General features: G+C 57.9%; 17 protein-coding genes. 2 read left to right on the top strand and 15 right to left on the bottom strand.

The window, feature by feature from the left end; translation table 11 throughout:
- Positions 1-44 precede the first annotated feature (44 nt).
- From ACN0VD_RS05160 to ACN0VD_RS05135, 6 genes are all read right to left on the bottom strand, one after another.
- Complete coding sequence (locus ACN0VD_RS05160; RefSeq protein ID WP_417592305.1) at positions 45-1,685, bottom strand: acyl-CoA synthetase; 1,641 nt, start codon at positions 1,683-1,685, stop codon at positions 45-47.
- Positions 1,686-1,772: 87 nt separating this feature from the next.
- Positions 1,773-2,936: a CaiB/BaiF CoA transferase family protein gene (locus ACN0VD_RS05155; protein WP_417592304.1), complete on the bottom strand. Its 1,164-nt coding sequence runs from the start codon at positions 2,934-2,936 to the stop codon at positions 1,773-1,775.
- Between the two features lie 92 nt (positions 2,937-3,028).
- Complete coding sequence (locus ACN0VD_RS05150) at positions 3,029-4,183, bottom strand: NAD(P)H-dependent flavin oxidoreductase (RefSeq protein WP_417592302.1); 1,155 nt, start codon at positions 4,181-4,183, stop codon at positions 3,029-3,031.
- Positions 4,184-4,270: 87 nt separating this feature from the next.
- On the bottom strand, positions 4,271-6,265 hold the full coding sequence (locus tag ACN0VD_RS05145) for an acetyl-CoA carboxylase biotin carboxylase subunit (RefSeq protein ID WP_417592300.1): 1,995 nt from the start codon (positions 6,263-6,265) through the stop codon (positions 4,271-4,273).
- Between the two features lie 106 nt (positions 6,266-6,371).
- The gene (locus ACN0VD_RS05140; RefSeq protein ID WP_417592298.1) at positions 6,372-7,184 is read right to left on the bottom strand and encodes an enoyl-CoA hydratase/isomerase family protein; all 813 of its coding nucleotides are present in this window, start codon (positions 7,182-7,184) and stop codon (positions 6,372-6,374) included.
- A 151-nt stretch (positions 7,185-7,335) separates the two neighbouring features.
- A complete protein-coding gene (locus tag ACN0VD_RS05135) occupies positions 7,336-8,958 on the bottom strand; it encodes an acyl-CoA carboxylase subunit beta (RefSeq protein WP_417592296.1) in 1,623 nt (540 codons plus the stop codon).
- Positions 8,959-9,079: 121 nt separating this feature from the next.
- On the opposite strand from ACN0VD_RS05135, the gene ACN0VD_RS05130 reads away from it, so the two are divergent.
- A complete protein-coding gene (locus tag ACN0VD_RS05130; protein ID WP_417592294.1) occupies positions 9,080-9,808 on the top strand; it encodes a TetR/AcrR family transcriptional regulator in 729 nt (242 codons plus the stop codon).
- 56 nt (positions 9,809-9,864) lie between these two features.
- On the opposite strand, the gene ACN0VD_RS05125 is transcribed toward ACN0VD_RS05130, so the two are convergent.
- The 3 genes from ACN0VD_RS05125 to ACN0VD_RS05115 all read right to left on the bottom strand — a co-directional run bounded on the left by ACN0VD_RS05125 (position 9,865) and on the right by ACN0VD_RS05115 (position 14,681).
- Positions 9,865-12,054, bottom strand: coding sequence for a 3-hydroxyacyl-CoA dehydrogenase NAD-binding domain-containing protein (locus tag ACN0VD_RS05125; RefSeq protein WP_417592292.1), 2,190 nt, complete (start codon positions 12,052-12,054; stop codon positions 9,865-9,867).
- Between the two features lie 111 nt (positions 12,055-12,165).
- Complete coding sequence (locus tag ACN0VD_RS05120; RefSeq protein WP_417592290.1) at positions 12,166-13,380, bottom strand: acetyl-CoA C-acetyltransferase; 1,215 nt, start codon at positions 13,378-13,380, stop codon at positions 12,166-12,168.
- 140 nt (positions 13,381-13,520) lie between these two features.
- Positions 13,521-14,681: an acyl-CoA dehydrogenase family protein gene (locus ACN0VD_RS05115; RefSeq protein WP_417592288.1), complete on the bottom strand. Its 1,161-nt coding sequence runs from the start codon at positions 14,679-14,681 to the stop codon at positions 13,521-13,523.
- Positions 14,682-14,821: 140 nt separating this feature from the next.
- On the opposite strand from ACN0VD_RS05115, the gene ACN0VD_RS05110 reads away from it, so the two are divergent.
- Positions 14,822-15,379 (top strand): NADPH-dependent FMN reductase, encoded by a 558-nt coding sequence (locus tag ACN0VD_RS05110; RefSeq protein WP_417592286.1) that lies wholly within the window; start codon positions 14,822-14,824, stop codon positions 15,377-15,379.
- A gap of 32 nt (positions 15,380-15,411) precedes the next feature.
- Here ACN0VD_RS05110 and ACN0VD_RS05105 read toward each other — a convergent pair whose 3' ends face one another.
- From ACN0VD_RS05105 to ACN0VD_RS05080, 6 genes are all read right to left on the bottom strand, one after another.
- Complete coding sequence (locus ACN0VD_RS05105) at positions 15,412-16,413, bottom strand: SDR family NAD(P)-dependent oxidoreductase (RefSeq protein ID WP_417592284.1); 1,002 nt, start codon at positions 16,411-16,413, stop codon at positions 15,412-15,414.
- A gap of 212 nt (positions 16,414-16,625) precedes the next feature.
- Positions 16,626-19,142 (bottom strand): TonB-dependent receptor, encoded by a 2,517-nt coding sequence (locus ACN0VD_RS05100; RefSeq protein WP_417592282.1) that lies wholly within the window; start codon positions 19,140-19,142, stop codon positions 16,626-16,628.
- A gap of 269 nt (positions 19,143-19,411) precedes the next feature.
- Complete coding sequence (gene udk, locus ACN0VD_RS05095) at positions 19,412-20,017, bottom strand: uridine kinase (RefSeq protein WP_417592280.1); 606 nt, start codon at positions 20,015-20,017, stop codon at positions 19,412-19,414.
- Positions 20,014-20,958: an isopenicillin N synthase family dioxygenase gene (locus tag ACN0VD_RS05090; RefSeq protein WP_417592278.1), complete on the bottom strand. Its 945-nt coding sequence runs from the start codon at positions 20,956-20,958 to the stop codon at positions 20,014-20,016. Before ACN0VD_RS05090 ends, udk begins: the two co-directional genes overlap by 4 nt.
- Positions 20,959-21,002: 44 nt before the next feature.
- Positions 21,003-22,238, bottom strand: coding sequence for a NupC/NupG family nucleoside CNT transporter (locus tag ACN0VD_RS05085; protein ID WP_417592276.1), 1,236 nt, complete (start codon positions 22,236-22,238; stop codon positions 21,003-21,005).
- A 37-nt stretch (positions 22,239-22,275) separates the two neighbouring features.
- On the bottom strand, positions 22,276-22,845 hold the full coding sequence (locus tag ACN0VD_RS05080) for a TIGR00730 family Rossman fold protein (protein WP_417592274.1): 570 nt from the start codon (positions 22,843-22,845) through the stop codon (positions 22,276-22,278).
- Positions 22,846-22,938 lie beyond the last annotated feature (93 nt).

The raw sequence follows: 22,938 nt of genomic DNA, 5'->3' as shown, positions 1-22,938 counted from the left end.
GCAATTCGTCAATGGTTGCGCTGCCGCAGCCTGACCCGTCTTATCTAGGCCGAGACCTGCAACCGTTCCAGCGCAATCTCCCTGGCCGCCTTATATCCCGCCTTGCCATTGGCGGCGCGCGGCACCTCATCGACGACAACTATAGCGCGCGGAGCCTTGTAAGCAGCCAGTTTCGAGCGAACATAGTCGCTCAATGTGGCTTCGTCGACCGGGGCACCTGGCACGAGTGAAACGACTGCGGTGACTTTCTGGCCAAAACGATCATCGGCCAAACCGATGACCAGGCAATCATAGACCGATTCATGCGTCTTGAGTGCCTCTTCGACTTCTTCGGGGAAGATCTTCTCGCCGCCGCTGTTGATGCAGGCGGAACCCCGTCCGAGCAGAGTGATCGAGCCATCCGCCTCGACCGTCGCGAAATCGCCGGGAATCGAATAGCGGACACCGTCGAATGTCTTGAATGTCGCCGCGCTTTTCGCTTCGTCCTTATAATAGCCGAGCGGCACCATCCCGCCGTTACAGATCAGGCCCATTTCACCGGAACCGGGCTCAACCGGCTTGCCGTCTTCGGTCAACACTTTGGTCGTCGCGTTCATCTCGAACTTGGCGGTCTGGTCGATATCGATATTTTCGGCGGTGGTGATCGAAACCCCCATGCTGCCTTCGGTCGAACCCATGCTGTCGACGATCGCCATATGGGGTAAATGTTCCAAAAGACCGCGCTTGACCTCCGTAGACCACATGACGCCCGATGATCCCATCATTAGAAGTGATGATAAATCAAAGACTTTCCCTGCCGTCTTGGCCTCTTCCAGCGCAGCGAGCATCGGCTTGGCAAAAACATCGCCAACGATGGTGATATCGGTGACTTTCTCGTCTTCGGTCAGCTGCCAGAGCGCTACCGGATCGAAATGGCTGTTGTCATTCAGTACCACGCAGCCGCCGAGGCTGTGCGGAACCATCGCACCGATCCACATCCCGGTCCCATGCATCAGCGGGCATGCGGGAATGGAGCGCGACGCTGCGCCCGCAGCGTGCAGCTGCTGCACGAGCGGTCCAAAGCCGGAGGAGTCGGTTGGCGGCGCCATCATCCGCATTTCAAACCCTTTGGCGAGGAGCGCGGTGGCAAAGCTCTTGTGATCATACATCACGCCCTTGGGCATGCCGGTCGTGCCGCCGGTATAGAGCATGTACAGATCGTCATCCGACCGTTCGATCACCGGCATGGGATCGGTGTTCTGCAACGCTTCTTCATAGGAGACAGCGCCCTCGAGATGCTCGCCCGATCCGTCGTCGATCTCGAGGAAGAGTTTTACCTGTTCGAGCTGGTCGCGAATCGCCGCGACGCGCGGGGCGAATTGTGCCTGGAACACCAGCGCTTCGCTGTCGCTGTTGTTGATGACATGAGTCAGTTCCGTCTCGAGATAGCGGTAATTGACATTGACGGGGCAGATGCGTGCTTTGAAGGCGCCGAACTGGGTCTCCATATATTCCGCCGAATTATAGGAATAGATTGCGAGCTTCGCACCGGACTTCAATCCATGGTCGGCAAGAACTTGCGCCACCCGCGCCGCGCGATTTTCATATTCGGCCCAGCTATAGCGCTTATCGCCATCGATGATCGCGGGCTTGTCGGGAATTGCTGCAGCAATATTCTCCCAGATATCGGCCATCTGCCAGGTCATGCGATTCTCTCCTTATTTTTTTAGATAGAATAGCCAGATCGCAGAGTTACGCAACCAGATGACAGGTGCTCCATCAATTGATTCGTTCTATGAACGCAGGGGAGCGGCGAGCTCGGCGAGGACGGCCTCTCTATGTTCACCAAGCGCCGGACTGGGCCCGCAGGGTGCCGGTCTGATCCCGCCAAAACGGGCTGGTGACATGACATGCTGGACGCGGCCAAGCTGCGGATGGTCGGTCTGTTCGAATATACCGACAGCCATGGCCTGCTGGTTGGCTGGCAGGTCTTCCAGCGCCAGACAGGGGGCGGCCGGGACATCACGCGCGGAGAGGCCGGCGACCATCTCGGCGCTGGTCAGGTTCGGTGTTTCATTGGCGATGATCGAGGCAAGCTCCGCCATATGGATGCTGCGGTTGGCCCTGCCCTGATATTTCTCTTCCGTCTTCAGGTCCGGGCGGCCGACGATATCGAATATTGCCGACCAATGGTCGTCGGTCATAGCGGCATAGGCGATCGCTCCGTCGGTCGACCGGAGCGGCAATTGATAATAGTCGGCAAAGGGCGCGCCGTGGGTCACGTCCTCGCCCTGCAGTGTCAGATGCATACCGCCATCCGGCCAGAGAAAGGCAATGCAGCTTTCGAGCATCGACAGGTCGATATGCTGGCCGACGCCGATGCGCTCGCGTGCGAACAGGGCGGCGGTGATCGCCTGCGCTGCCGTATAAGCGGTGACCTTGTCGCAGATCAGGGTTTTGACATAGGCGAAACCCTTCGGGTGGCCCTGCAGGGTCATGAAGCCGGCCATCGCCTGCATCACATGGTCATAGGCCGGGCGACCTGACAGCGGTCCTTCGTGGCCAAAGCCGGTGATGGCGCAATAGATGAGTTCCGGTTTCTCCTGGCGCAGCGCCTCGCTGCCCAGTCCAAGCCGGTCCATCACCCCCGGGCGGTAATTGTGAATCACCACATCCGCCGACAGACAAAGCTGGCGGGCATGGGCGACGCCCTCTGCGGTTTTGAGATCGAGCGTGATCGAACGTTTGGCGCGGTTGCAATTGTGGAACAGGCCGGAGATACCCGCTTTCTGACTGCCCAGCCAGCGCATCGGATCGCCAATGCCGGGCGGCTCGACCTTGATCACGTCCGCGCCCTGCTGGGCAAACATCATTGTTGCAAGCGAGGCGGTCACCATCGTGGAAAACTCGATGACCCTGATTCCGGCCAGTGGTTGCGTCGGTGTTATCTCTGTCATGCGATCCTCAATCCCGGCTTCGTTCGAGCCGGTCTGGAGGGAGCATATGGTGCAATTGATCCTGCGACAAGCTCAGGATGGATAGGGAATCATCATTCGCCCAGACTGGCGGCCAGTCTCTCATAGGCGGTGAGGAAATCTTCCTTGAAGCCTTGCACGACCTGTCCTGCTGTCATCTGTTCGTTCATCAGGCCAACGCCCTGGCCAACCCAATAGGTGGCCAGATCCTTGGCGCCCTGATTGTCACCCTGGCTGAGCTTGTCGAGTACGCGCAAAGGGGGCTCTGCAACGAGTGATTGCAAAGGCATGGGAAGCGGGGATGGTGCGCCCTCAGCCTGCCATGCATCGGTCCAGGGTGATCGCAATTGCCGTGATGGCTTGCCGGTGCGTGAGCGCGCCCGCACCGTGTCCCGTGATGTGGCAGCGAGCATTTTCTCTTTCACCACCGGATTGGTCTCCGCTTCGACCGTGGTCAGCCAGACCGAGCCGCACCAGACGCCGCTGGCACCCATCGCCATGGCGGCGGCCATCTGCGCGCCGGTGGCAATGCCGCCCGCTGCTAGCACCGGCGTGTCATCGCCGATCTGGGCCAGCGCGTTACAGACTTCGGGGATCAGCACCATCGTGGATATGTCGCCGGTGTGGCCGCCAGCTTCGCCGCCCACGGCAATGATGATATCGACACCGGCCGCAACCTGACTCATCGCGTGATCTCTTGTCCCGACCAGAGCAGCGACGGGTACATTGTGTCTTTGCCCCATTTCCAGCATCACTTGCGGCGGGATACCCAGAGCATTGGCGATCAGTTTGATCGGGTGACGGAAAGCGACTTCCAATATCGCCGCCGCTGTGCCGCCACGAAGATTGTCGGTGGACGCGACCTGCTCGCGGCGGACCGTTTCGATGTCCCCGGCGATCCGTCCGGTGTCGACGCCATGATGTTGCAATATATCATTGGTAAATTGCTTATATTCTTCTGGAATCGAGGCCAGCACGGCTTCCGGATCGAGCTGTTCGCCCTTTCCCTCGACCTTGTTCGGGACGATGATGTCGAGACCATAAGGCTTGCCGTCGACATGGGCGTCGATCCAGCTGAGTTCCTCCTCGAGCGTCTCCGGCGAGCAGTTTACCCCGCCAAATACCCCCATGCCTCCGGCTCTGGAGACCGCAGCGACGACATCGCGGCAATGGGAGAAAGCAACCAGCGGGAATTCGATGCCGAGCATATCGCAGATTTTATTGTTCATTTGAGGGTCTCTCCGTTCGTGCTGAGCTTGTCGAAGCATGAGTGCGTGCGGACTGCCCTTCGACAGGCTCAGGGCGAACGGCAATTATCATGCCTCGTCGCTTTCCTCATTCGCCACAATCTCCAGGATCAGATCATCCGCGGCAATCTGCTTGCCTGCCGTCGCCGCGATGCTTTCAACCGTCCCGTCAATCTCTGCCAGTATCTCGTGCTGCATCTTCATCGCCTCGAGCACAGCGAGCTTGTCGCCCCTGGCAACCCGCGCTCCGGCTTCGACCAGTATCTCGAGCAACAATCCGTGCATCGGCGCGACCACGGTGCCACCGCCGCCCGCATCTTCCATTGCGCTGAGGCCGGTGAGATCGCTGACGGTCAGAGAGCGTTTCGGCAACGCGAGATAGAGGGTACGATGGTCATCATAATAGATCGCTTCGATGGTCCGTCCGTCGACCCGCAATTTCGCGCGGTCGGCGGTGAGGCTGATCAAATCCACCTCCACTCCCTGTTCGCCGGAGCTGACCCTATATTGACCGGGCCTGTCGACATGAACATGGATGGTCTGGGCGTCTTCACCATCGGCATATTGCGCCACGGTTTCGAGCGAGCCTGTGCTGGACCAGTCGAGCATTTCCGGATTGACGTTGAGCGCCAGCTTGTGCGCCGCCTGCTGTCGCAGCTTGTGATGGATGACCGCAGCGATGGCATAAGAGGAAAAATCATGCGCCCCGAGATCCACCCCGCCTTCGCCATAATTTTCGGCGATAAACGCGGTGGTGGCCTCGCCCTTGACAAAGTCGGGTTTGTCCAGCGCATCGATCAGGAAATCGCGATTGGTTTTCGGACCGAACAGCGCAGTTTCCGAGAGCGCCTTGATCATCCGCCGCCGCGCTTCGTCTCGCGTCGCGCCGTGGGTGATGATCTTGGCAACCATCGAATCATAAAAGGGCGACACCTCTCCACCGCTTTCGATGCCGCTGTCGACTCGCGACAGGCTGGATGGCTGCCACAAGTGGACCGGGCCGGTGCTCGGCAGAAAATCATCCGCCGGATCTTCGGCATAGAGCCGGACCTCCATAGCATGGCCGGTGAGCGTGATGTCCTGCTGTTCGAGGCCCAATAAGTCGCCTGACGCAACTTTCAGTTGCAATGCGACCAGATCGAGGCCGGTGACTTCCTCGGTCACCGGATGTTCGACCTGCAGGCGTGTGTTCATTTCGAGAAAATAGAAGCTGCCCGACTGGTCGAGCAAAAATTCCACCGTCCCGGCCCCGACATAGTCGACGGCCTTTGCTGCCTCGACCGCTGCTGCACCCATTTGTTGGCGCAACTCTGGCGTCATGACAGGGCAAGGGGCCTCCTCTATCACCTTCTGGTGGCGGCGCTGTACCGAACAGTCGCGCTCGCCGAGATGGATGGTATTGCCGTGGCTGTCGGCAAAGACCTGGATTTCGACGTGGCGTGGCTTGATAATGGCTTTCTCGAGGATCAGCTCGCCATTGCCAAAGGCGTTCTCCGCCTCGGACCGGGCCAGCTTGATCGCATTGGGCACGTCTTTCAGATCATGGACCAGCCGCATGCCGCGACCACCGCCGCCAGCGGCTGCCTTGACCATCAACGGCACCCCGATCTTGCCGGCTTCGGCGACCAGTACATCGTCCGCCTGATCATCGCCCTGATAGCCGGGCACGCAGGGCACGCCGGCGGCGATCATCGCGCGTTTCGACCGCGCCTTGTCACCCATCACATCAATTGCTTTCTCCGGCGGGCCAACGAAGATAATATTCGCGTCAGCGCAAGCCTTGGAGAAGGCCGCATTTTCCGAGAGAAACCCGTAGCCGGGGTGAATCGCGTCGGCGCCCGTGTCCTTGGCGGCCTGAATGATCTTGTAGATCAGCAGATAGGATTCATTGACCGGAGCCGGACCGATATGCACCGCGTCATCGGCCATTTTGACATGGGGTGCGTTTGCGTCCGCGTCGGAATAGACTGCGACGGTGCGGATGCCCTGCGCCTTGGCGGTGCGCATAACCCGGCAGGCGATTTCGCCGCGATTGGCAACCAGGAGTGTGTTGATTCGGGTCATGTGTTGAGTACCTCACGCCGTTCGTCCTGAGCTTGTCGAAGGACAGATGGTGAAAGTTCATGCTTCGACAGGCTCAGCACGAACGGCCAATATTTGGTCAAAATGTTCATTCCGGTTTCACCACCCAATTGGGCTTCCGCTTCTCGAAGAAGCTGGCAACGCCTTCCTTGGCCTCGTCGCTGACCATCCGGTCGGCGAAATTCTCTGCGGCGAGGCGGATCACTTCTTCGCGCGGCTGGCCCGCGATCTGGCCAAGCAGTTCTTTGGTTGCAGCCACCGCGCCCGGCGCTGCACCCAACACCTGTTTGCGGAGCTGCATTTCAATGGCCTCGAGGCCTGACACATCGTCCGCGATAAAATCCGCGAACCCCAGCTTATGGGCTTCTGTGCCGTCAAAGCGCGCCGCGGTCAGCATCAGCCGCCGACCGGTGGCATAGCCAAGCTTCTGGATCACAAAGGGCGATATCTGCGCCGGTGTCACGCCAATGGCGGTCTCGGTCATCGCGAAACGCGCGCCACTTTCGCAGATCACCACATCGGCGCAACAGGACAAGCCGAAGCCGCCGGCCATCGCCGCGCCTTCGATCAATACGATCACCACTTGCGGAGCGGTGTTCACCAGGTCGAAAATCTCCGCTGCACCGCTCGACATCTTGATGATCGCCGCGCGGTCGCCGCTTTGCTGGAAATTCTCTTTGAAATTCTTGAGATCTGCACCGGCGCAGAAGACGCCGCCGCGCCCTCGCAGGGTAATTCCGCGCACGCTGCGGTCATCGCGCACGCTTTTCAGTATTCCCCCCAGCTCCGCAACCAGGGCATCGCTCAGGGCGTTGCGGTTTTCCGGCTGGTTGAACCAGATGGTGAGCCAGCCCTGCTGGAGTTCCAGTTCGAGGGTTTTTGCTTCGGGGAAGTTGGTCATAGCGTGTATCCCTGCGCAGGCAGGGATCCATCTCCTGCCCTGTTCTCCAGACACGATGGCGGCGTTTGCACCCCACCCTCCGTGCCAGACGGATGTTTCCGAGATGGGCCCCCGCCTTCGCGGGGGAACATGCAAGACTTAAAAACGCCAATCATATCCGCGCCACTCCGAATGCATTGGGGTGCAGCGTCCGGTTCTGCGCCTCGAAGATCGTTTCCAGTGCAAAACCCAGAACCTTGCGGCTGTCGCGCGGGTCGATCACGCCATTGTCGAGCACCCGGCCGGAGGTGAAGAAGGCGCTTTCCTGCGCTTCGAAAATATCCTTGATCCGCTTTTCCTGTTTGGCGATCGCTTCTTCATCCGGCTCCACGCCCTTGCGCTTGGCCTGCACCCGGGCGACATGGCTCATCGTATTGGCGGCCGAAGCGCCTGCCATCACACCGGTTTTTGCGTTCGGCCAGCTGAACAGGAAATCCGGTTCAAAGGCGACGCCGCTCATCCCGTAATTGCCCGCGCCAAAGCTTGCACCGATATAAAGCGCCAGTTTTGGCACCCGGACGTTGGAAACCGCCTGGATCATCTTGCTGCCGAGCTTGATCATGCCCTTATGCTCGGACTCGGTGCCGACAATATAGCCGGTGGTGTTGTTGAGGAAGATGATCGGCAGTTCGGACTGATCACATAGCTGGAAGAAATGGGTGGCCTTGGCCGCCGCTTCCGGATCGAACGGGCCGTTATTGCCGATCAGGCCGACGGCATGTCCCATGATGCTCGCCTGCATGCAGACGGTGCCAGGACCGTAACGCGGCTTGAATTCTTCGAAATCTGAGCCGTCGACAATGCGGGCAGCCACTTCGCGCACGTCATAGGGAATGGTATAGTCTACCGGTACAACACCGGCGATTTCGTCGATGTCATAGACCGGCTCTTCATAGTCATTGCGGCGGATCGGACTCGTATTCTTGTTCCAGTCGAGACGTCCCATGGTCTCGCGTGCAATGGCAATGCCATGGGCGTCATCATCGGCAAGATACTCGACGCTTCCGGTGGTTGAGGCGTGCATCTCCGAACCACCGAGTTCGCGGTCATCGGCAACTTCGCCGGTCGCTGCATGGACCAGCGCCGCCCCGCCCAGCGCAGCCATACCATTGTCCCGAACACCGATGACATAATCCGACATGCCCGGCATATAGGCGCCGCCAGCGGTGGACGGTCCGTGTAGTACGACCATCGTCGGAATACCCGCCGCGCTCAGCCATGCGAGATTACGGAACAGCATCCCGCCGTGCGCCCAGAGTTCGACCTTATATTCCATCAGGTTCGCGCCCGCGCTTTCGACCAGATGGATGAAGGGCAGTTTCAGATCCTGGGCAATTTTCTGCGCGCCCTTGCTGGCGTCCCAGCCGCCGGACGTCGCTGCACCGGCGCGGATACCGCTGTCATCGACCCAGATCATGCAGCGCACACCTTTGACGAAACCGATACCCAATATCACGCTGCCACCGGGAATGCTTGTCTCGGGATTGCTGTCCTCGAGCAGATAATTGGCCATATTGTATAGGCGCAAGAAAGGCATGCCGGGATCGAGCAAACGGGTCAGTCGTTCGTGCGGGGTCAGCTGGCCGCGTTTTTCAAAGGTCGGACGGCGTTTTTCCGATGCATCAACCGCGCGCTTCTCCAGGCTGCGGAGATGATCGATCAGCGTCAGCATGTCTTTGCGGTTCTGCGCAAAGCTTTCCGATCCGGTGGCTATTTTCGATTTGAACTGGGGCATATTCAGGACGCCTTTGCGGGCAATGGCACAGCGGAATATTCGTCATTTGACACATTCAGTCTCCTATGGCTATTTGAATAGCACTCGGTATTTTCGAGTCAAGCTCAATAAGGGACAGGTTTTGGCAACTAAAGTGGTCACTTTGGAAACCCAGCGCAGCAAGCTGGAGCGCAAGGAACAGGCGATTCTGGACGCGGCGCGCGCCATTTTCGTCGATAACGGCTTTGACGGCGCGCGCATGTCCGAGATCGCGCGCCGCGCCGGTATCGGCGAAGGCACGATCTACAGCTATTATGAATCCAAGGCCGAATTGATGCTCGCGGTCTTGCAGAAATTCTGGGACGGGCTGACTCTGGAAGCCGAGGCTGTCATGACGTCAACCACGGCCGAGGATTTCTCCGACCGTTTGCGGGCGCTGGCAGAATATCATCTGAACACGGTGATCGTGAATGCAGATTTCATCAACCTCAGCTTTGCCCTGCGGCGCAACAATAGCGAGGTCAGCGTCTCGCGCGACCATCTGCGCGATTATGTCGCTGTGTTCGACCAGATGTTCCGGCGCGGACAGGATCGCGGCGAATTGCGGCGGGATGCGGTGCTGTGGCAGGCGCGTGATATCTTCTATGGCACCCTGGAATATAGCGCGCGGTCGATCGAGATGACCATCGGGGCAGAACGCGCCGAACGCCAGCAAGGTCCGGTGGTTGAGCAGATGGTGGCGTTGTTCGAGGCCCATTATGGAGCGGATCGCGCTGCTAAACCGGCGGATGACGCCAATATTGATCATATGTCCCGGCAGATTGAGCAGCTCGACGCAAAGCTCGACGCACTGGCGAAACGGCTTTCCTGACAGGCAAAAAAAAAGAGCCCCCGAAGGAGCTCTCTCTAATCTTTGGTTATTCCGACTTAGGCCGCTTTATAGAAGCTCTCTCCGGCATCCGCTTTCTCACGGAAGCTCATCGGTGGTTTGAACCGTTCGCCATATTTCTGCGCGAGATTGTCGGCGATGCGGACGAAATTATCCACGCCCATGGTGTCGATATGGCTCATCGGCCCGCCGGTCCAGGGCGCAAAGCCCCAGCCGAAGATCGCGCCGAGATCGGCGGATTGCGGATCGGAGACGACACCTTCGTCGAAACATTGCGCGGTGGCGATCAGCTGGATGAACATAAGCCGCTGCTTGACCTCTTCGACATCCGGCTGTTCTTCGGCCAGCGGAAAATGGTCGGCAAGGCCGGGCCACAATTTCTTTGAACCGTCTTCGGCATATTCGTAGAAACCGCCGCCAAAGCGCCGACCACGACGGTCGATTTTTTTGACCATGGTCTCCATCAGATCCTCGGTACCGCTCGGAACATAGGCGTCGCCCAGTTCTTCCTTGGTTGACGTCATAATGTCATAGCCCAGCTGCAGGGTCGTTTCATCGACCACGGCGAGTGGGCCGATCGGCATGCCCATGGCGATGGCCGCATTTTCGATCAGCGCCGGTTTCACGCCTTCGGCAACCATCAGCATCGCTTCATTGGCATAAGGCGGGAAGACGCGGTTGGTGTAAAAGCCGCGGACGTCCTTGACGACGATCGGAACCTTGCGGATCTTCGCGTTATAATCGAGCGCAACAGCCAGAGCCTTGTCGCCGGTTTCGGCGCCAGGGATAATCTCCAGCAACGGCATTTTCTCGACCGGCGAGAAGAAGTGCATGCCGATAAACTGGTCGGGCCGTTCGCTATTCTTGGCGAGGCCGGTGATCGGCAGGGTCGAGGTGTTGGATGCAAAGACCACATCCTTGCCGATGACCGCTTCGGTCTTCTTGATCACGTCGGCTTTGACATCGGGCCGTTCGAACACCGCCTCGATGATCAGATCGACATCTTTCAGATCGTCATAATTGTCGGTCGGCGTGATCCGGGCCATGAAGGCATCAGCCTTTTCCTGGGTCATCTTGCCGCGCTTGACGCCCTTGTCGACGATCTTCTGGCTGTAATCGATGGCCTTTTGCGCCTCATCCATATTGCGGTCGAGGACGATGACATTCATCCCGCCCTTGGCCGTGACATGGGTGATGCCCGACCCCATCAGGCCGGCGCCGAGAACGCCGACGGTCTTGATGTCGGACGGTGGAACGTCTTTCGGCCGTGCTGCGCCTTTTTCCGCCGCCTGTTTGTTTATGAACAGGGTGCGGATCATATTCTTGGCTTGCGGTCCGGAGAGCAATTTGGTGAAATATTTGCTTTCGACGCGCAACGCTGTGTCGATTGGCAGCATCGAGCCTTCATAGAGGCAGGAAAGAATCGCCTTGACCGCTTCGTAATTGCCCTTGCTCTGCTTAAGCGCCATCGCGGAGGAGCCGAGATAGAGCGGTACCGCGCGCGGATCCATCGATCCGGCGCCACCCGGGAATTTATAGCCCTTCTTGTCCCATGGCGCGGAGGCCTTGGGATTCGCTTTGACCCATTCTTTGGCCTTTGCGACGACTTCAGCCGCCGGGGCAACTTCATCAACAATTTTCTGGGCGAGGGCAGCCTGCGGATTCATAGGTTGCCCCATCATGATCGCCATGCCTGCAGCTTGAAGGCCTGCGAGACGCGGCAGGCGCTGGGTTCCGCCGCCGCCGGGCAGCAGGCCGACCTGTACTTCCGGCAGGCCAAGCTGGATTTTCGGGTTGTCGGCGCACACGCGGTAATGGCAGGCCAGCGCCAGCTCGAGACCGCCGCCCAGCGCGAGGCCGTTCAGGGCGCAGGCGACGGGTTTTGCGTGGGCCGTGCCCTTGAGCAGATCCTTGGCGCTGTTGCCGCCGGTTTCCATGCGGCGCAACATGCCGTTGAGCTCCCAGGCGCTTTCAAACGCTTCGGCCATGCTTTCGGCTTTGCTAGCGCCGAGCATGTTGAGATCTGCGCCAGCGAGGAAGCCGGACTTCTTGCCCGATGTGATTACCGCGCCCTTGATTTCTTCCTTGCTGATCAGCTCTTCGACAAAGGCTTTGAAATCGGTGATCAGGGCCTGGTTCCAGACGTTCATCGACTGGCCGGGAAGATCTATGGTGACCAGCGCAATGCCGTCGCTGTCAATATCGACTGTGAATGTTTCGTAGGTCATGCTTTTTCCTTTCATGTTCTCCCGCGAAGGCAGGAGTCCATCTCCGACTGTTGTGCCTGGCACGAACGGGAGATGGCCCCTGCCTGCGCAGGGGCACTGCAATCCGTGTTTCTAGTTCACCCGTTCGATGATCGTGGCGATACCCATGCCGCCGCCGATGCAAAGCGTCGCGAGAGCGGTCGACTTGCCGGAACGTTCGAGTTCGTCGAGCGCCGTGCCGAGGATCATTGCGCCGGTCGCGCCGAGCGGATGGCCCATGGCGATCGCGCCGCCGTTGACGTTCATCACGCTATGATCGACATTCATTGCGTCCATGAAACGCAGAACGACGGCAGCAAAGGCCTCGTTCAATTCCCACAGATCGATATCATTTGCTGTCATTCCAGCACGTTCCAGTGCCTTCTTGGCGGCAAATTCGGGACCGGTCAGCATGATCGTCGGTTCGGAGCCGATAGCGGCCATCGACACGATCCGCGCTCGCGGCTTCAGACCGAATTTCTCGGCAGCGCCTGCATTGCCGACGAGTACGGCTGCGGAACCGTCGACGATGCCCGAGCTGTTACCGGCATGGTGGACATGGTTGATCTTCTCGACATCGGGATGTTTGAGGATCGCGACATCGTCAAAGCCGGGCATCTGTTCGCCCATCATCTTGAACGCAGGGCCAAGCGCGCCGAGCGACTGCATATCGGTTTCGGGACGCATCAATTCGTCCCGATCAAGCACGACTTCGCCGATCACATCGCGGATCGGCAGGATTGATTTGGCGAAGCGTTTTTCATCCCATGCCTTGGCGGCGCGCTTCTGGCTCTCTACCGCATAGGCGTCGACATCATCGCGGCTATAGCCATATTTCGTGGCGATCAGATCGGCGGAAATGCCCTGGGGCACGAAATATTCCTGAAACACGAGAGTCGGATCGGCCATGCCGCCGAGACCGTCGCTGCCCATCGGAATGCGTGACATGGATTCAATGCCACCACCAACGGCCAGATCGGCTTCGCCGGAACAGATCTTGCCCGCAGCGATATTGACCGCTTCGAGACCGGATCCGCAGAAACGATTGACCTGGATGGCGGAAGTCGTGTCGGCGTAGCCAGCTTTCAGTGCCGCCATCCGGCTGATTACTGCGCCTTGCTCGCCTACGGGAGAGACGCAACCGAAGGCGATATCCTCGACTTCATGGCCTTCCAGTTCATTGCGGTCATTGACCGATGCAAGGACCTGAGCGGCGAGGTCGAGAGCGGTAATTTCATGCAGAGCGCCGTCATTGCGGCCCTTGCCGCGCGGCGATCGCACTGCGTCATAGATAAAGGCTTCGGTCATTCGAGAGTCCTCTCGTTGGAAGAATTGGAAGGATGTAGCACTTAGCTAATGCTGCACCGCAGCACAGTCAAGCAGTTTACGTAAACGTCAAGCATGGCAAGGTGCGACTCGCCCATTAATAGGCACAGTTCCGCTATAAACTACTCCAGGATTGATTGATATTTCTGGCTGAAAACGTCGCGACCGACGATGTAGCGCATGATCTCGCTGGAGCCGGCATAGATGCGGCTCATCCGGGCGTCGGTGAAGATCCGGCTGATTTCATATTCCTTCATATAGCCGGCGCCGCCGTGCAGCTGCAGCCCGAGATCGGCCATTTCCCATTCGATTTCACTGCCGAGCATCTTGCCCTTGGCCGCGATATTGGCGGTCAGCCCGCCCTGGTTGTGGATGTCGATACAATGGTCGACATAGACTTGGAACATGTCGATTTTTGCATCCATTTCGGCCATTTTGAACTGGGTATTCTGCATATCCGACAATTTCTTGCCGAAAACGTCCCGTTCCATGACAAATTCGCGCGTCACGTCAAAAGCGCGGCGCGCCGATGCGGCATAGCCGACCATGCCGATCAGCCGTTCTTCTGCCAGCCCTTCCATCAGATGGATGAAGCCCTTGCCGGGCGTGCCCAGCGTATTTTCCTTTGGCACCTTGACGTCATTGAAGAACAGCTCGGCTGTATCCTGCGCGTGCAGGCCGATTTTCTCCAGATTCTTTCCGCGTTCGAAGCCTTCCATGCCGCGTTCGAGAATGAGCAGGACCATTGCGTGCTTGTCCTCGACACCTTCAATCTTGGCAGCGACGATGACGACGTCGGCATTGATGCCGTTGGAGATATAGGTTTTGGATCCGTTGAGGACCCAATGGTCGCCCATGTCCTTGGCCGTGCTTTTCATCCCCGAAAGATCACTGCCAGCGCCGGGTTCGGTCATTGCTACTGCCAATATCGTTTCACCGGTCACACATTTCGGCAAAAAGCGCTCGCGCTGATCTTCATTGCCGAAATTCTGCAAATAGGGTCCGACCAGCCGGCTGTGCAGGGTATTATACCATTCGGCGCAGCCCGCCCGCACGGTTTCCTCGATGATGATCTGCTCATAGCGGAAATCCTTGTCACCCATGCCGCCATATTTTTCGTCCGGCCAGATCATCAGGAAACCCTGGTCACCGGCCTTTTTGAAAATCTCGCGGTCGACGATCCCGGCTTCCCGGAATTCGTCCATTCGCGGCGCGACTTCATCGGCCAGAAAACGGCGATAGGCGTCACGGAACATATGCTGTTCTTCGGTAAATTTGCGCATGGGATTTCCTTCTGTCTGTTGGAAGAGCGGTCTTTCAGCAGACCGCCATTTTGATTCCGGTCTTAATGGGCCAAATTTAATCGGTCAATTAAGAAACATGTCCGTTGCATTTTCCCGTCTACCATCGTTATGGCGTTCCGGTGGAACAAACAAAAAAACCCTTCATTCTAGGCCTTGGCGGCACAACCAACCCGGAATCGTCAACCGAACAGGCCCTGGCAATAGCGTTGCAAGCTGCTGCTGCGGACGGCGCAGAGACGGAGTTGTTCGGATCGGAACGGCTGATGGCGTTGCCGCATTATCGCTCTGACCCGGCAGGTCTCAATCAAACCGGCAAGGATCTCGTCGAATTGGTCCGCCGTGCCGATGGCCTGATATTGTCGAGTCCCGGCTATCACGGTACCGTGTCCGGGCTGGTCAAAAATGCCATCGACTATATCGAAGAGACGTCTGCTGACGAGCGCATCTATCTCGATGGACTGCCGATTGGCCTGATCGTTACGGCTTACGGCTGGCAGGCGGTGGGCAGCACGCTGGCGGCGTTGCGCTCGATCGTCCATTCGCTGCGTGGCTGGCCGACGCCGCTTGGTGTCGGGATCAACGCATCGGGGGGCATATTCGGTGACGGCATATGTACGGATGCCGGTGTCAACGAGCAGCTGAAACTGGTTGCCCAGCAAGTCATGCATCGCGCCTGAACGCGGTAAATCCTGTTGCTGTTACGCAGTCATCATTGCGGCGGCAGATTGCCGTAAAAATCCCGATACCAGCTGACGAAACGCTTCAACCCGTCTTCCAGCATCACTTTCGGCGCATAGCCGGTCAGCGCGTGCAGTTTGGACACATCTGCATAGGTCGACGTCACATCACCCGGCTGCATCGGGCGCATGATCTTTTTTGCTTCCACACCGAGCGCGTCTTCCAGCGCCTTGATCATGTCCATCAGCCCGACCGGGCGGCTGTCACCGATATTCAGGATGCGGTGGCCATGCCGCTCGGGCGGATGGTCGAGCGCGCCCAATATGCCGTCGACAATATCATCGATATAGGTGAAGTCGCGGGCCATCTTGCCCTGCCCGTAAACCTCGATCGATTCTCCCGCCAGGATCTTCTGCGTGAAACCGAAATAGGCCATATCCGGGCGGCCCCAGGGGCCATAAACGGTGAAAAAGCGCAAGCCGGTCATCGGAAAACCATAGAGTTTTGCGTAAGATTGGCTCATCAATTCGCCGGAGCGTTTGGTCGCGGCATAGAGCGAGACCGGATCGGTGGCGGGTTCTTCTTCCGTAAAACCTTCCCCGCCCATCGGCTTGTCGCCATAGACCGAGCTCGAGGAAGCATAGACCAGATGCTGGAAATTCTCGGCATGACGGCTGGCTTCGAGCAGCGACAAATGGCCCTGTAGATTGGATTTCTGATAGGCGAACGGATTTTCGATACTGTAGCGGACGCCGGCCTGTGCCGCGAGATGGATGATTCGTTGCACGTGATTGGTCTGGACGAGCGTCTTGACGTCATCGGCATCGGACGCATCCATTTCGACAAAGCGGAAACCGTCCAGCGCTTTGAGATTGGCGAGCCGTGCGGCTTTTAGCGCCGGATCATAATAATCGTTGAGATTGTCGATCCCGATCACCGTTTCCCCGCGCTCCACGAGCCGGCTCGAAACGGCGTGGCCGATGAAACCGGCGGCTCCGGTTACAAAAATGGGCGAATTGTTGGTGTCAGGCATGATGGTTCCCGTTGATGATAATCGCCGAGCCTCTAGCACGAACAGGTAAAGATTTCGCAAGCGAAACCGGATGACCTCTGTGGCGGGATATTATCCTGTCTGGACCGGCCGCAGACAAAGAAAGACGGCGGCGCTTTCCAGCACCGCCGTCTTTTGATTGATGCGGGATCCGGCGCGATCTCTTGTCGCACCGGCCCGGACAAGCGGTCTGCTCAGTAACCGAAGATGAGCGAGATGCTTGCAGCGCGTGGTGCACCGATCTGGACAAATGGCGAGTTGCCATCCAGATCGCCACCGAAGCCGCCGACATAGAGTTCGTCGAACAGGTTGGTCACGTTCAACTGGACTGCAACATCATCTCCGAACTGGTTCTGCGTGATGTTCCAGCGCAGGTCGAGGTCGACCAGTGTGTAACCGCTGACGGACCGTTCGTTGGTGTCATTCACCCAGCGTTTGCCCGTGTGCTTGACCTGGGCACCAAGTTCGAAGTCGCCCAATTGCTGCTGAACGCGGGCGCCAACGGTCCAAAGCGGGGCTCCGCTTTCGTTGTTTCCAGCGGTCAACGCGAACGCAGGATCACCGACAACCGTACAAAGGTTTGTCCCGTTTGCGACTTGTGTCGCAGAGCAGGTGCCGACCTGAACATTGTCCTTGATTTCGGACTCGTTGATCGAACCAAAAAGATAGACCATCGTCGAGGGTGTTGGTGACCAAGCGACCGAGGCATCAAGGCCATATTTGTCGACGCGGCCCAGGTTCCGATAGATCGTTTCGTCAAGAACAGGGTTATAGGCGGATGCGAGCCGGTTGTTATAGCGTGTAAACCAGCCTGCAAACTGAGCCTGGATATCACCCGTCTGATATCGGACCCCCAGGTCAAGGCTGTCGGTTGTTTCAGGAACCGGCTGTACGCCCGGTGCATTTTCCGGGAAGTAGAGGGAAGCATAGAGCGGATCGGTTGCTGGAACAGAAAGGCCCTTGGCATAGTTTGCAAAGACTGACGCGCTACCGAAAGCGTAGGTCAGACCGACGTTTGGCAGAATATCGTCATATTTATAGGTCCGCGATGTAGGCAGGGCCGACCCGCTTGGTTCATTGGTTACCGGATCGTACACATAAGGGTTCGCCGCTTCATAGGCCGCGCTTATACCGCCTATACAATCGAGGAAACCGCTCGCCGATGTCGTGTAGCAATTCTGGTTCAGTTTGCGCGTGAAGAACGGCGCCCGCAAACCGAGCACTGCGGTGAGGTCACCGAATGTCCCGCGATATTCACCGGAAATCTGGTGCAGGGTTGCATAAGACTGACGGTCACGCTTGTTGAGTTCGAAGCCATCTACGGTCACCAGTCCATTGTTGACCGGGAAAACATCGGCAATTTCACCATTGAGAAGCGCAACCGAAGTCTGGCCTGTTTGACGATGGTTGGCATCATCATAGGTATAAGCAAGACGCAAGCGGTGGTCCGGGTTGATCTCGTAAGACAGGTTAGAAATAACACCAAAACGGCGGGTGCGCGTCTGGCTTGGATCGTGACCCGTTACTTCGTCCAGCGTGTCGCCATCACCGTTCAAGTCGCGACCGAAATAATAGCGACCGCTGATGAAGCCGGTCATCTCAACACCGCCAACATTGCGGGTTTGCTCGAGCAGTTCTTCATCACCGCCGCCATTAGCCTTCACATATTGGAAGCTTGGGTCGACCGAAAGGATCAGGCCGTCAGTCAAGGTGAAGCGCGATGCACCACGGATGTTGCCGGTGTTCGATGGATTGTATCGGCGATCAAATTCCGCACCGCAATTGTTGTCGCTTTGAGCGGTACCGGCTTCCGGCAATTCGACCGTGCAAGGATAGTTGATGTCGTAGAACCGATCGGCCTTTGTTGCCGGGAAACTATCCAGAGAAAAGGAACCGAAGAAATTGTTCCGGCTTTCGTTATAATGGCCGGCAACGGCGATGAAGTCGCCATTGCTGCCAATATCCTGCCAGATACGCGCGTTATATTGCTGCTTTTCGACAATCCCGTAATTGTTGAACGGATTATTGTAGCGCACATAGCTGGCCGACGCAAAAGCCTTGGTGCCGAAACCGGTAAGGTCGCCAGTGTCGATCATTCCAAAGCCGCGCATGTAAAGGCGGCTGCGGTTATCATTATCACCTTGAGCGAACGTGCTACCAGCCGACAGCGTGCCAGTGAGCTTGAACTCGTCGCTGGGCTCGCGTGTACGAAGGTTGATCGTCCCGCCGACGGCAGAAGCGGTCGGGCTATCAACGTCGGTCACGCCGAGATTGACGTTAACCTGTTCGATGATTTCCGAATCGACCTGCTGGCTGGTATAAAGCGCATAGTTGCCCGAATCGTTCAACGGCAGGCCGTCGAGCGTCTGGGAGATGCGGTCATCGCTGAAACCGCGGATCGTGAACGAACCGCCGGAAGAACCCCAAGGGTCGTTATTCTGAAAGCTGACGCCGGGAACAAGGTTGATGATATCATTGACCGATTGGCCAGGGCGCTGACGACGAATGATTTCTTCGTCGAGAACCTGTTTTGCCTTCGGCGTGCTGGGGATTTCAACCCCGCCAACATCGCTCGTCCGGCCGCCGGTGACGATGATGACATCATTTTCAAAATCCCGCGTACCGGTGGACTGCGCCGAAGCCGGCACGGCCATCAGGCCCGCTGTCGAGAGGCTGACAGCGCTGGCAGCCAAAAGATATTTAATCTTCATGATATGAATTCCCCGTTTGTGCACCGCAACACATTGTGCGTCGCAATATAAAACCATTTTCAAGCTTGATCGCCGGCACATCATGTGCGCAGAAAGATCAATGCCGCTGGTATCTAGGGGTCAATAATGACAGTTTTGTCTCAATTGAAACGACATATATTGCATTGCAGCATTTTTATTATTTTGGGTGAGTTAATTTCCCGGGACCACGCTCCGCAAAACGCATATTTTTGAATGAAGCTTTTGCCGCATGACTCTGTTTAGCAAGGTTATAATTGCGTTTTGATGGTCTGGAACAGATCTTCGAACGCGGTTTCGCACTGTTGCGAATTTATCACGACATCAGCGTAAATTTTCGAGGGCTCGACATAGAGATCGTGCATCGGGCCGACCTGGTTGGCGAACTGGTCGTGCACCGACTGTGCCGTACGCCCCCTTTCGTGGACATCGCGATCGAGCCGCCGGGCAAAACGCGTCTCGGAATCGCATTCGACGAAAATGCTGAAATCCAGCAGGTCGCGCAACGGCTGATGCTGCAGGATCAATATCCCGTCGATCAGGATCAGCGGACGTGGTTCGGTTCGCTCGGTTTCCGTCTTCGGCATATGGGTGGGGAAATCGTAAAGCGGCCGGTCTATTGTCTGGCCATTCTTGAGTTCGGCCAGGTGTTTGCAAAGCTGATCGAAATCGACCGCATCAGGATGATCAAAATTGGGGCCACCCTTGCCTTCCGGCGCGTCGCCGAGGCCGAAAAAATAGTCATCCTGCGGCATGACCACGCATTGATCGGGGCCGAGCTTGTCAAAAATCTTTCGGATCAGCGTCGATTTCCCGGAACAGCTTCCGCCGCTAATGCCAATGGCTTTTGGAGTCATGCCAGTCCGATTTCGCGTAAACGCTGCATCAGATAGTCGTGCGCGGTGATCGGTTCCGGATAGAGATCCGGGTGATCGGCGTCGACGGAGCTTGGCAAGGTCTTGATGGAATAATCGGGCCGGAAATGAAGGAAAAAGGGCATGGAGTAGCGCGAGAAACCGCGCCGCTGCGGCGCCGGGTTGACCACGCGATGGGTGGTCGATGGCAAGCGGTTGTTGGTCAGCCGCTGCAGCATATCACCGATGTTCACTGCCAGTTCGCCCGCCTTGGGGGTGACGGATCGCCACTGGCCGTTCTTGTCGAGCAGTTCCAGACCGGCTTCTTCGGCGCCGATCAGCAGGGTGATTGTGTTGATATCCTCGTGTGCGCCGGCCCGGACTGCGGGCGAATCCTCCGGCACCGGAGGATAGTGGATCAGCCGCATCACCGAATTGCCATCGCGCACCGTGTCAACGAAGAAATCCGGGGCCAGTCCGAGGAAGCGGGCAATCGCCTCCAGAATACGCGCGCCGGCCTTGTCGAAGGCGGCGAACATTTCGAGATAGGTTTCGCGAAATCCGTCGAGTTCCTCTGGCCAGATATTGGGCGGCATGAAGGCTTCGAAAGGATGGCCATCGGGCAGGTCGCGGCCGATATGCCAGAATTCCTTGAGGTCGCTGATATTGCTACCCTTGGCGCTTTCCGTCCCGAAGGGCGTGTAGCCGCGCGCGCCGCCGCCGCCGGCTATGTGATAGGATCGCTTCACCTCTTCGGGCAGCGCGAAAAAGGCGCGCGACATGGCTTCGGCGCGTTCGATCAGTTCCGCCGGGATACCGTGATCGGCGACCACGGCAAAGCCCCAGTCGGAGAAGCTGCGGCCGATCTGTTCGGCAAAAGCGTCGCTGTCTTCGTCCGCCATGGCGAGCGAAACGGCGGCCAATATATCCGGGTTCTGGGTCATGCTCTTAAAATGCGCTCTCGTATTTCTTTGTCAATCGGGATGAATCAGCCGAGCGACAGCAATATGCCGGCCAGCGCCGCGCTCATCAGATTGGCGAGCGATCCTGCGGCCAGAGCACGGAGGCCAAGTTTGGCAATCACCGGACGCTGGTTGGGAGCAAGGCCGCCGGTCACGGCAAGCTGAATGGCGATGCTGCTGAAATTGGCAAAGCCGCACAGGGCGAAAATGACAATCGCGTTGGTCAGCGGAGAAATGCCCGCCTGCATCTTGCCCAGTTCGATGAAGGCGACAAATTCGTTGAGCACGACCTTGGTCCCGAACAGGCCGCCGGCGTTCAGCGCCTCTTCCCAGGGGACGCCGAGCAGGAACATGATCGGCGCAAAAACATAGCCGATGATCATCTGAAAGCTGAGATCCGGCATGCCGAACCAGCTACCAATGCCGCCTAGCAGACCATTGGCGAGTGCAACCAGCGCGACAAAGGCGAGCACCATCGCGCCGACAGCCACCGCCAGCTTGACGCCGGTCTGCGCGCCCATGGCCGCCGCCATGATGATATTGGCAGGCTTTTCCTCCTCATATTCGACCGCGACAACCAGCTCTTCCGGAGCGGGATCATCGGGATTGTCCGGCATGATGATCTTGGCCATCAAAATGCCACCGGGTGCCGACATGAAGGCAGCAGCGAGCAGATAGTCGATGCGGATACCCATCGCCGCATAAGCAGCCAGAATGGTACCGGCGACACCGGCCATGCCGACGCTCATCACGGTGAACAGCTGCGACTGGGTCAGGCTGGAGAGATAGGGACGGATGACAAGCGGCGATTCCGACTGGCCGACAAAGATATTGGCGGCGGCACAAAGCGATTCGACCTTGGAGATGCCGGTGACCTTCCGGATGCCGCCGCCGACCCATTTGATGATGAACTGCATCACGCCGAGATAATAGAGGATCGAGATCAGCGCCGAGAAGAAGATGATGACCGGCAGCGCGGCTATGGCGAAACTGTTGCCGCCAATAGACGGATCGGCAAGCGGTCCGAAGATGAAATTGGTGCCGGCGGATGCATAGCCGAGCAGATTGGAGACACCAAAGGCCATGGCCTCGATCACCCGCTTGCCGGCCGGAATATAGAGAACGATCACGGCAATCCCGGCCTGCAGGGCGAAGGCCGCTCCGACCACACGGAAGCGGATATTGCGCCGTCCGGTTGACAGGCCGAGGGCGATCAGCAGAATCAGTGCCATGCCGGCGAGGCTGGTCAGGATCGGTATCATTGGACTCTTCCAGTAAAGTTTTCGGGAAGAACAGGAATTACCACGTAAAGCTCCCGGTTTCGCTATTGCAGGCGGCGGCGAGACGGTCGAGGCAGTCGTCGATATTGTCGGAGATGATCAGATGTTTGCGCCGTTCAGCGGACACAAAACCCTGTTCCGACATCTTGTCGAGAAAATCGATCAGCGAATCCCAGTAGCCCCCGATATTCAATATGGCGAAGGGCTTGTTGTGATAGCCCAGCGCGTTCCAGCTCCAAGCCTCGAACAGTTCGTCCATGGTGCCAACCCCGCCTGGCAGGGCGACAAAGGCATCGGTGAGATCGGTCATCTTGGCTTTGCGTTCGTGCATATTCTGGACGATGTGCAGCTCGGTGACACCCTGATGCGCGACTTCCAGATCTTTCAGCATCTCGGGAATGACGCCATGAACCCGGCCACCCTCGGCGAGCACGGTGTCGGCGATAATCCCCATCAGACCAAGCCGGCCACCGCCGTAGACGAGGTCAACCCGGCGCGCTGCCATCGCCTTGCCGAGCAATATTGTCGTTTCGGCATAGGCCGGGTCCTGTCCGGCATTGGCGCCGCAATAAACTGCCAGTCTTTGCAAAATATCCCCCGATCGTGCGACACAAGCGGCCGCGATCTGCTGCGTTCAATATTTGTTTCCCTACAGAAAAAATAACAGTTGTGACTATTTCTT

This window comes from Parasphingorhabdus sp. (genome assembly GCF_048267785.1).
Classification (GTDB): Bacteria; Pseudomonadota; Alphaproteobacteria; order Sphingomonadales; family Sphingomonadaceae; genus Parasphingorhabdus.
This window is presented reverse-complemented; position numbering and strand designations above follow the sequence as displayed.

Coding starts and splice junctions, on each gene's coding strand:
- ACN0VD_RS05160 (WP_417592305.1), bottom strand. CDS start 1,685: ATGACCTGGCAGATGGCCGATATCTGGGAGAATATTGCTGCAGCAATT.
- ACN0VD_RS05155 (WP_417592304.1), bottom strand. CDS start 2,936: ATGACAGAGATAACACCGACGCAACCACTGGCCGGAATCAGGGTCATC.
- ACN0VD_RS05150 (WP_417592302.1), bottom strand. CDS start 4,183: ATGAACAATAAAATCTGCGATATGCTCGGCATCGAATTCCCGCTGGTT.
- ACN0VD_RS05145 (WP_417592300.1), bottom strand. CDS start 6,265: ATGACCCGAATCAACACACTCCTGGTTGCCAATCGCGGCGAAATCGCC.
- ACN0VD_RS05140 (WP_417592298.1), bottom strand. CDS start 7,184: ATGACCAACTTCCCCGAAGCAAAAACCCTCGAACTGGAACTCCAGCAG.
- ACN0VD_RS05135 (WP_417592296.1), bottom strand. CDS start 8,958: ATGCCCCAGTTCAAATCGAAAATAGCCACCGGATCGGAAAGCTTTGCG.
- ACN0VD_RS05125 (WP_417592292.1), bottom strand. CDS start 12,054: ATGACCTACGAAACATTCACAGTCGATATTGACAGCGACGGCATTGCG.
- ACN0VD_RS05120 (WP_417592290.1), bottom strand. CDS start 13,380: ATGACCGAAGCCTTTATCTATGACGCAGTGCGATCGCCGCGCGGCAAG.
- ACN0VD_RS05115 (WP_417592288.1), bottom strand. CDS start 14,681: ATGCGCAAATTTACCGAAGAACAGCATATGTTCCGTGACGCCTATCGC.
- ACN0VD_RS05105 (WP_417592284.1), bottom strand. CDS start 16,413: ATGCCTGACACCAACAATTCGCCCATTTTTGTAACCGGAGCCGCCGGT.
- ACN0VD_RS05100 (WP_417592282.1), bottom strand. CDS start 19,142: ATGAAGATTAAATATCTTTTGGCTGCCAGCGCTGTCAGCCTCTCGACA.
- udk (WP_417592280.1), bottom strand. CDS start 20,017: ATGACTCCAAAAGCCATTGGCATTAGCGGCGGAAGCTGTTCCGGGAAA.
- ACN0VD_RS05090 (WP_417592278.1), bottom strand. CDS start 20,958: ATGACCCAGAACCCGGATATATTGGCCGCCGTTTCGCTCGCCATGGCG.
- ACN0VD_RS05085 (WP_417592276.1), bottom strand. CDS start 22,238: ATGATACCGATCCTGACCAGCCTCGCCGGCATGGCACTGATTCTGCTG.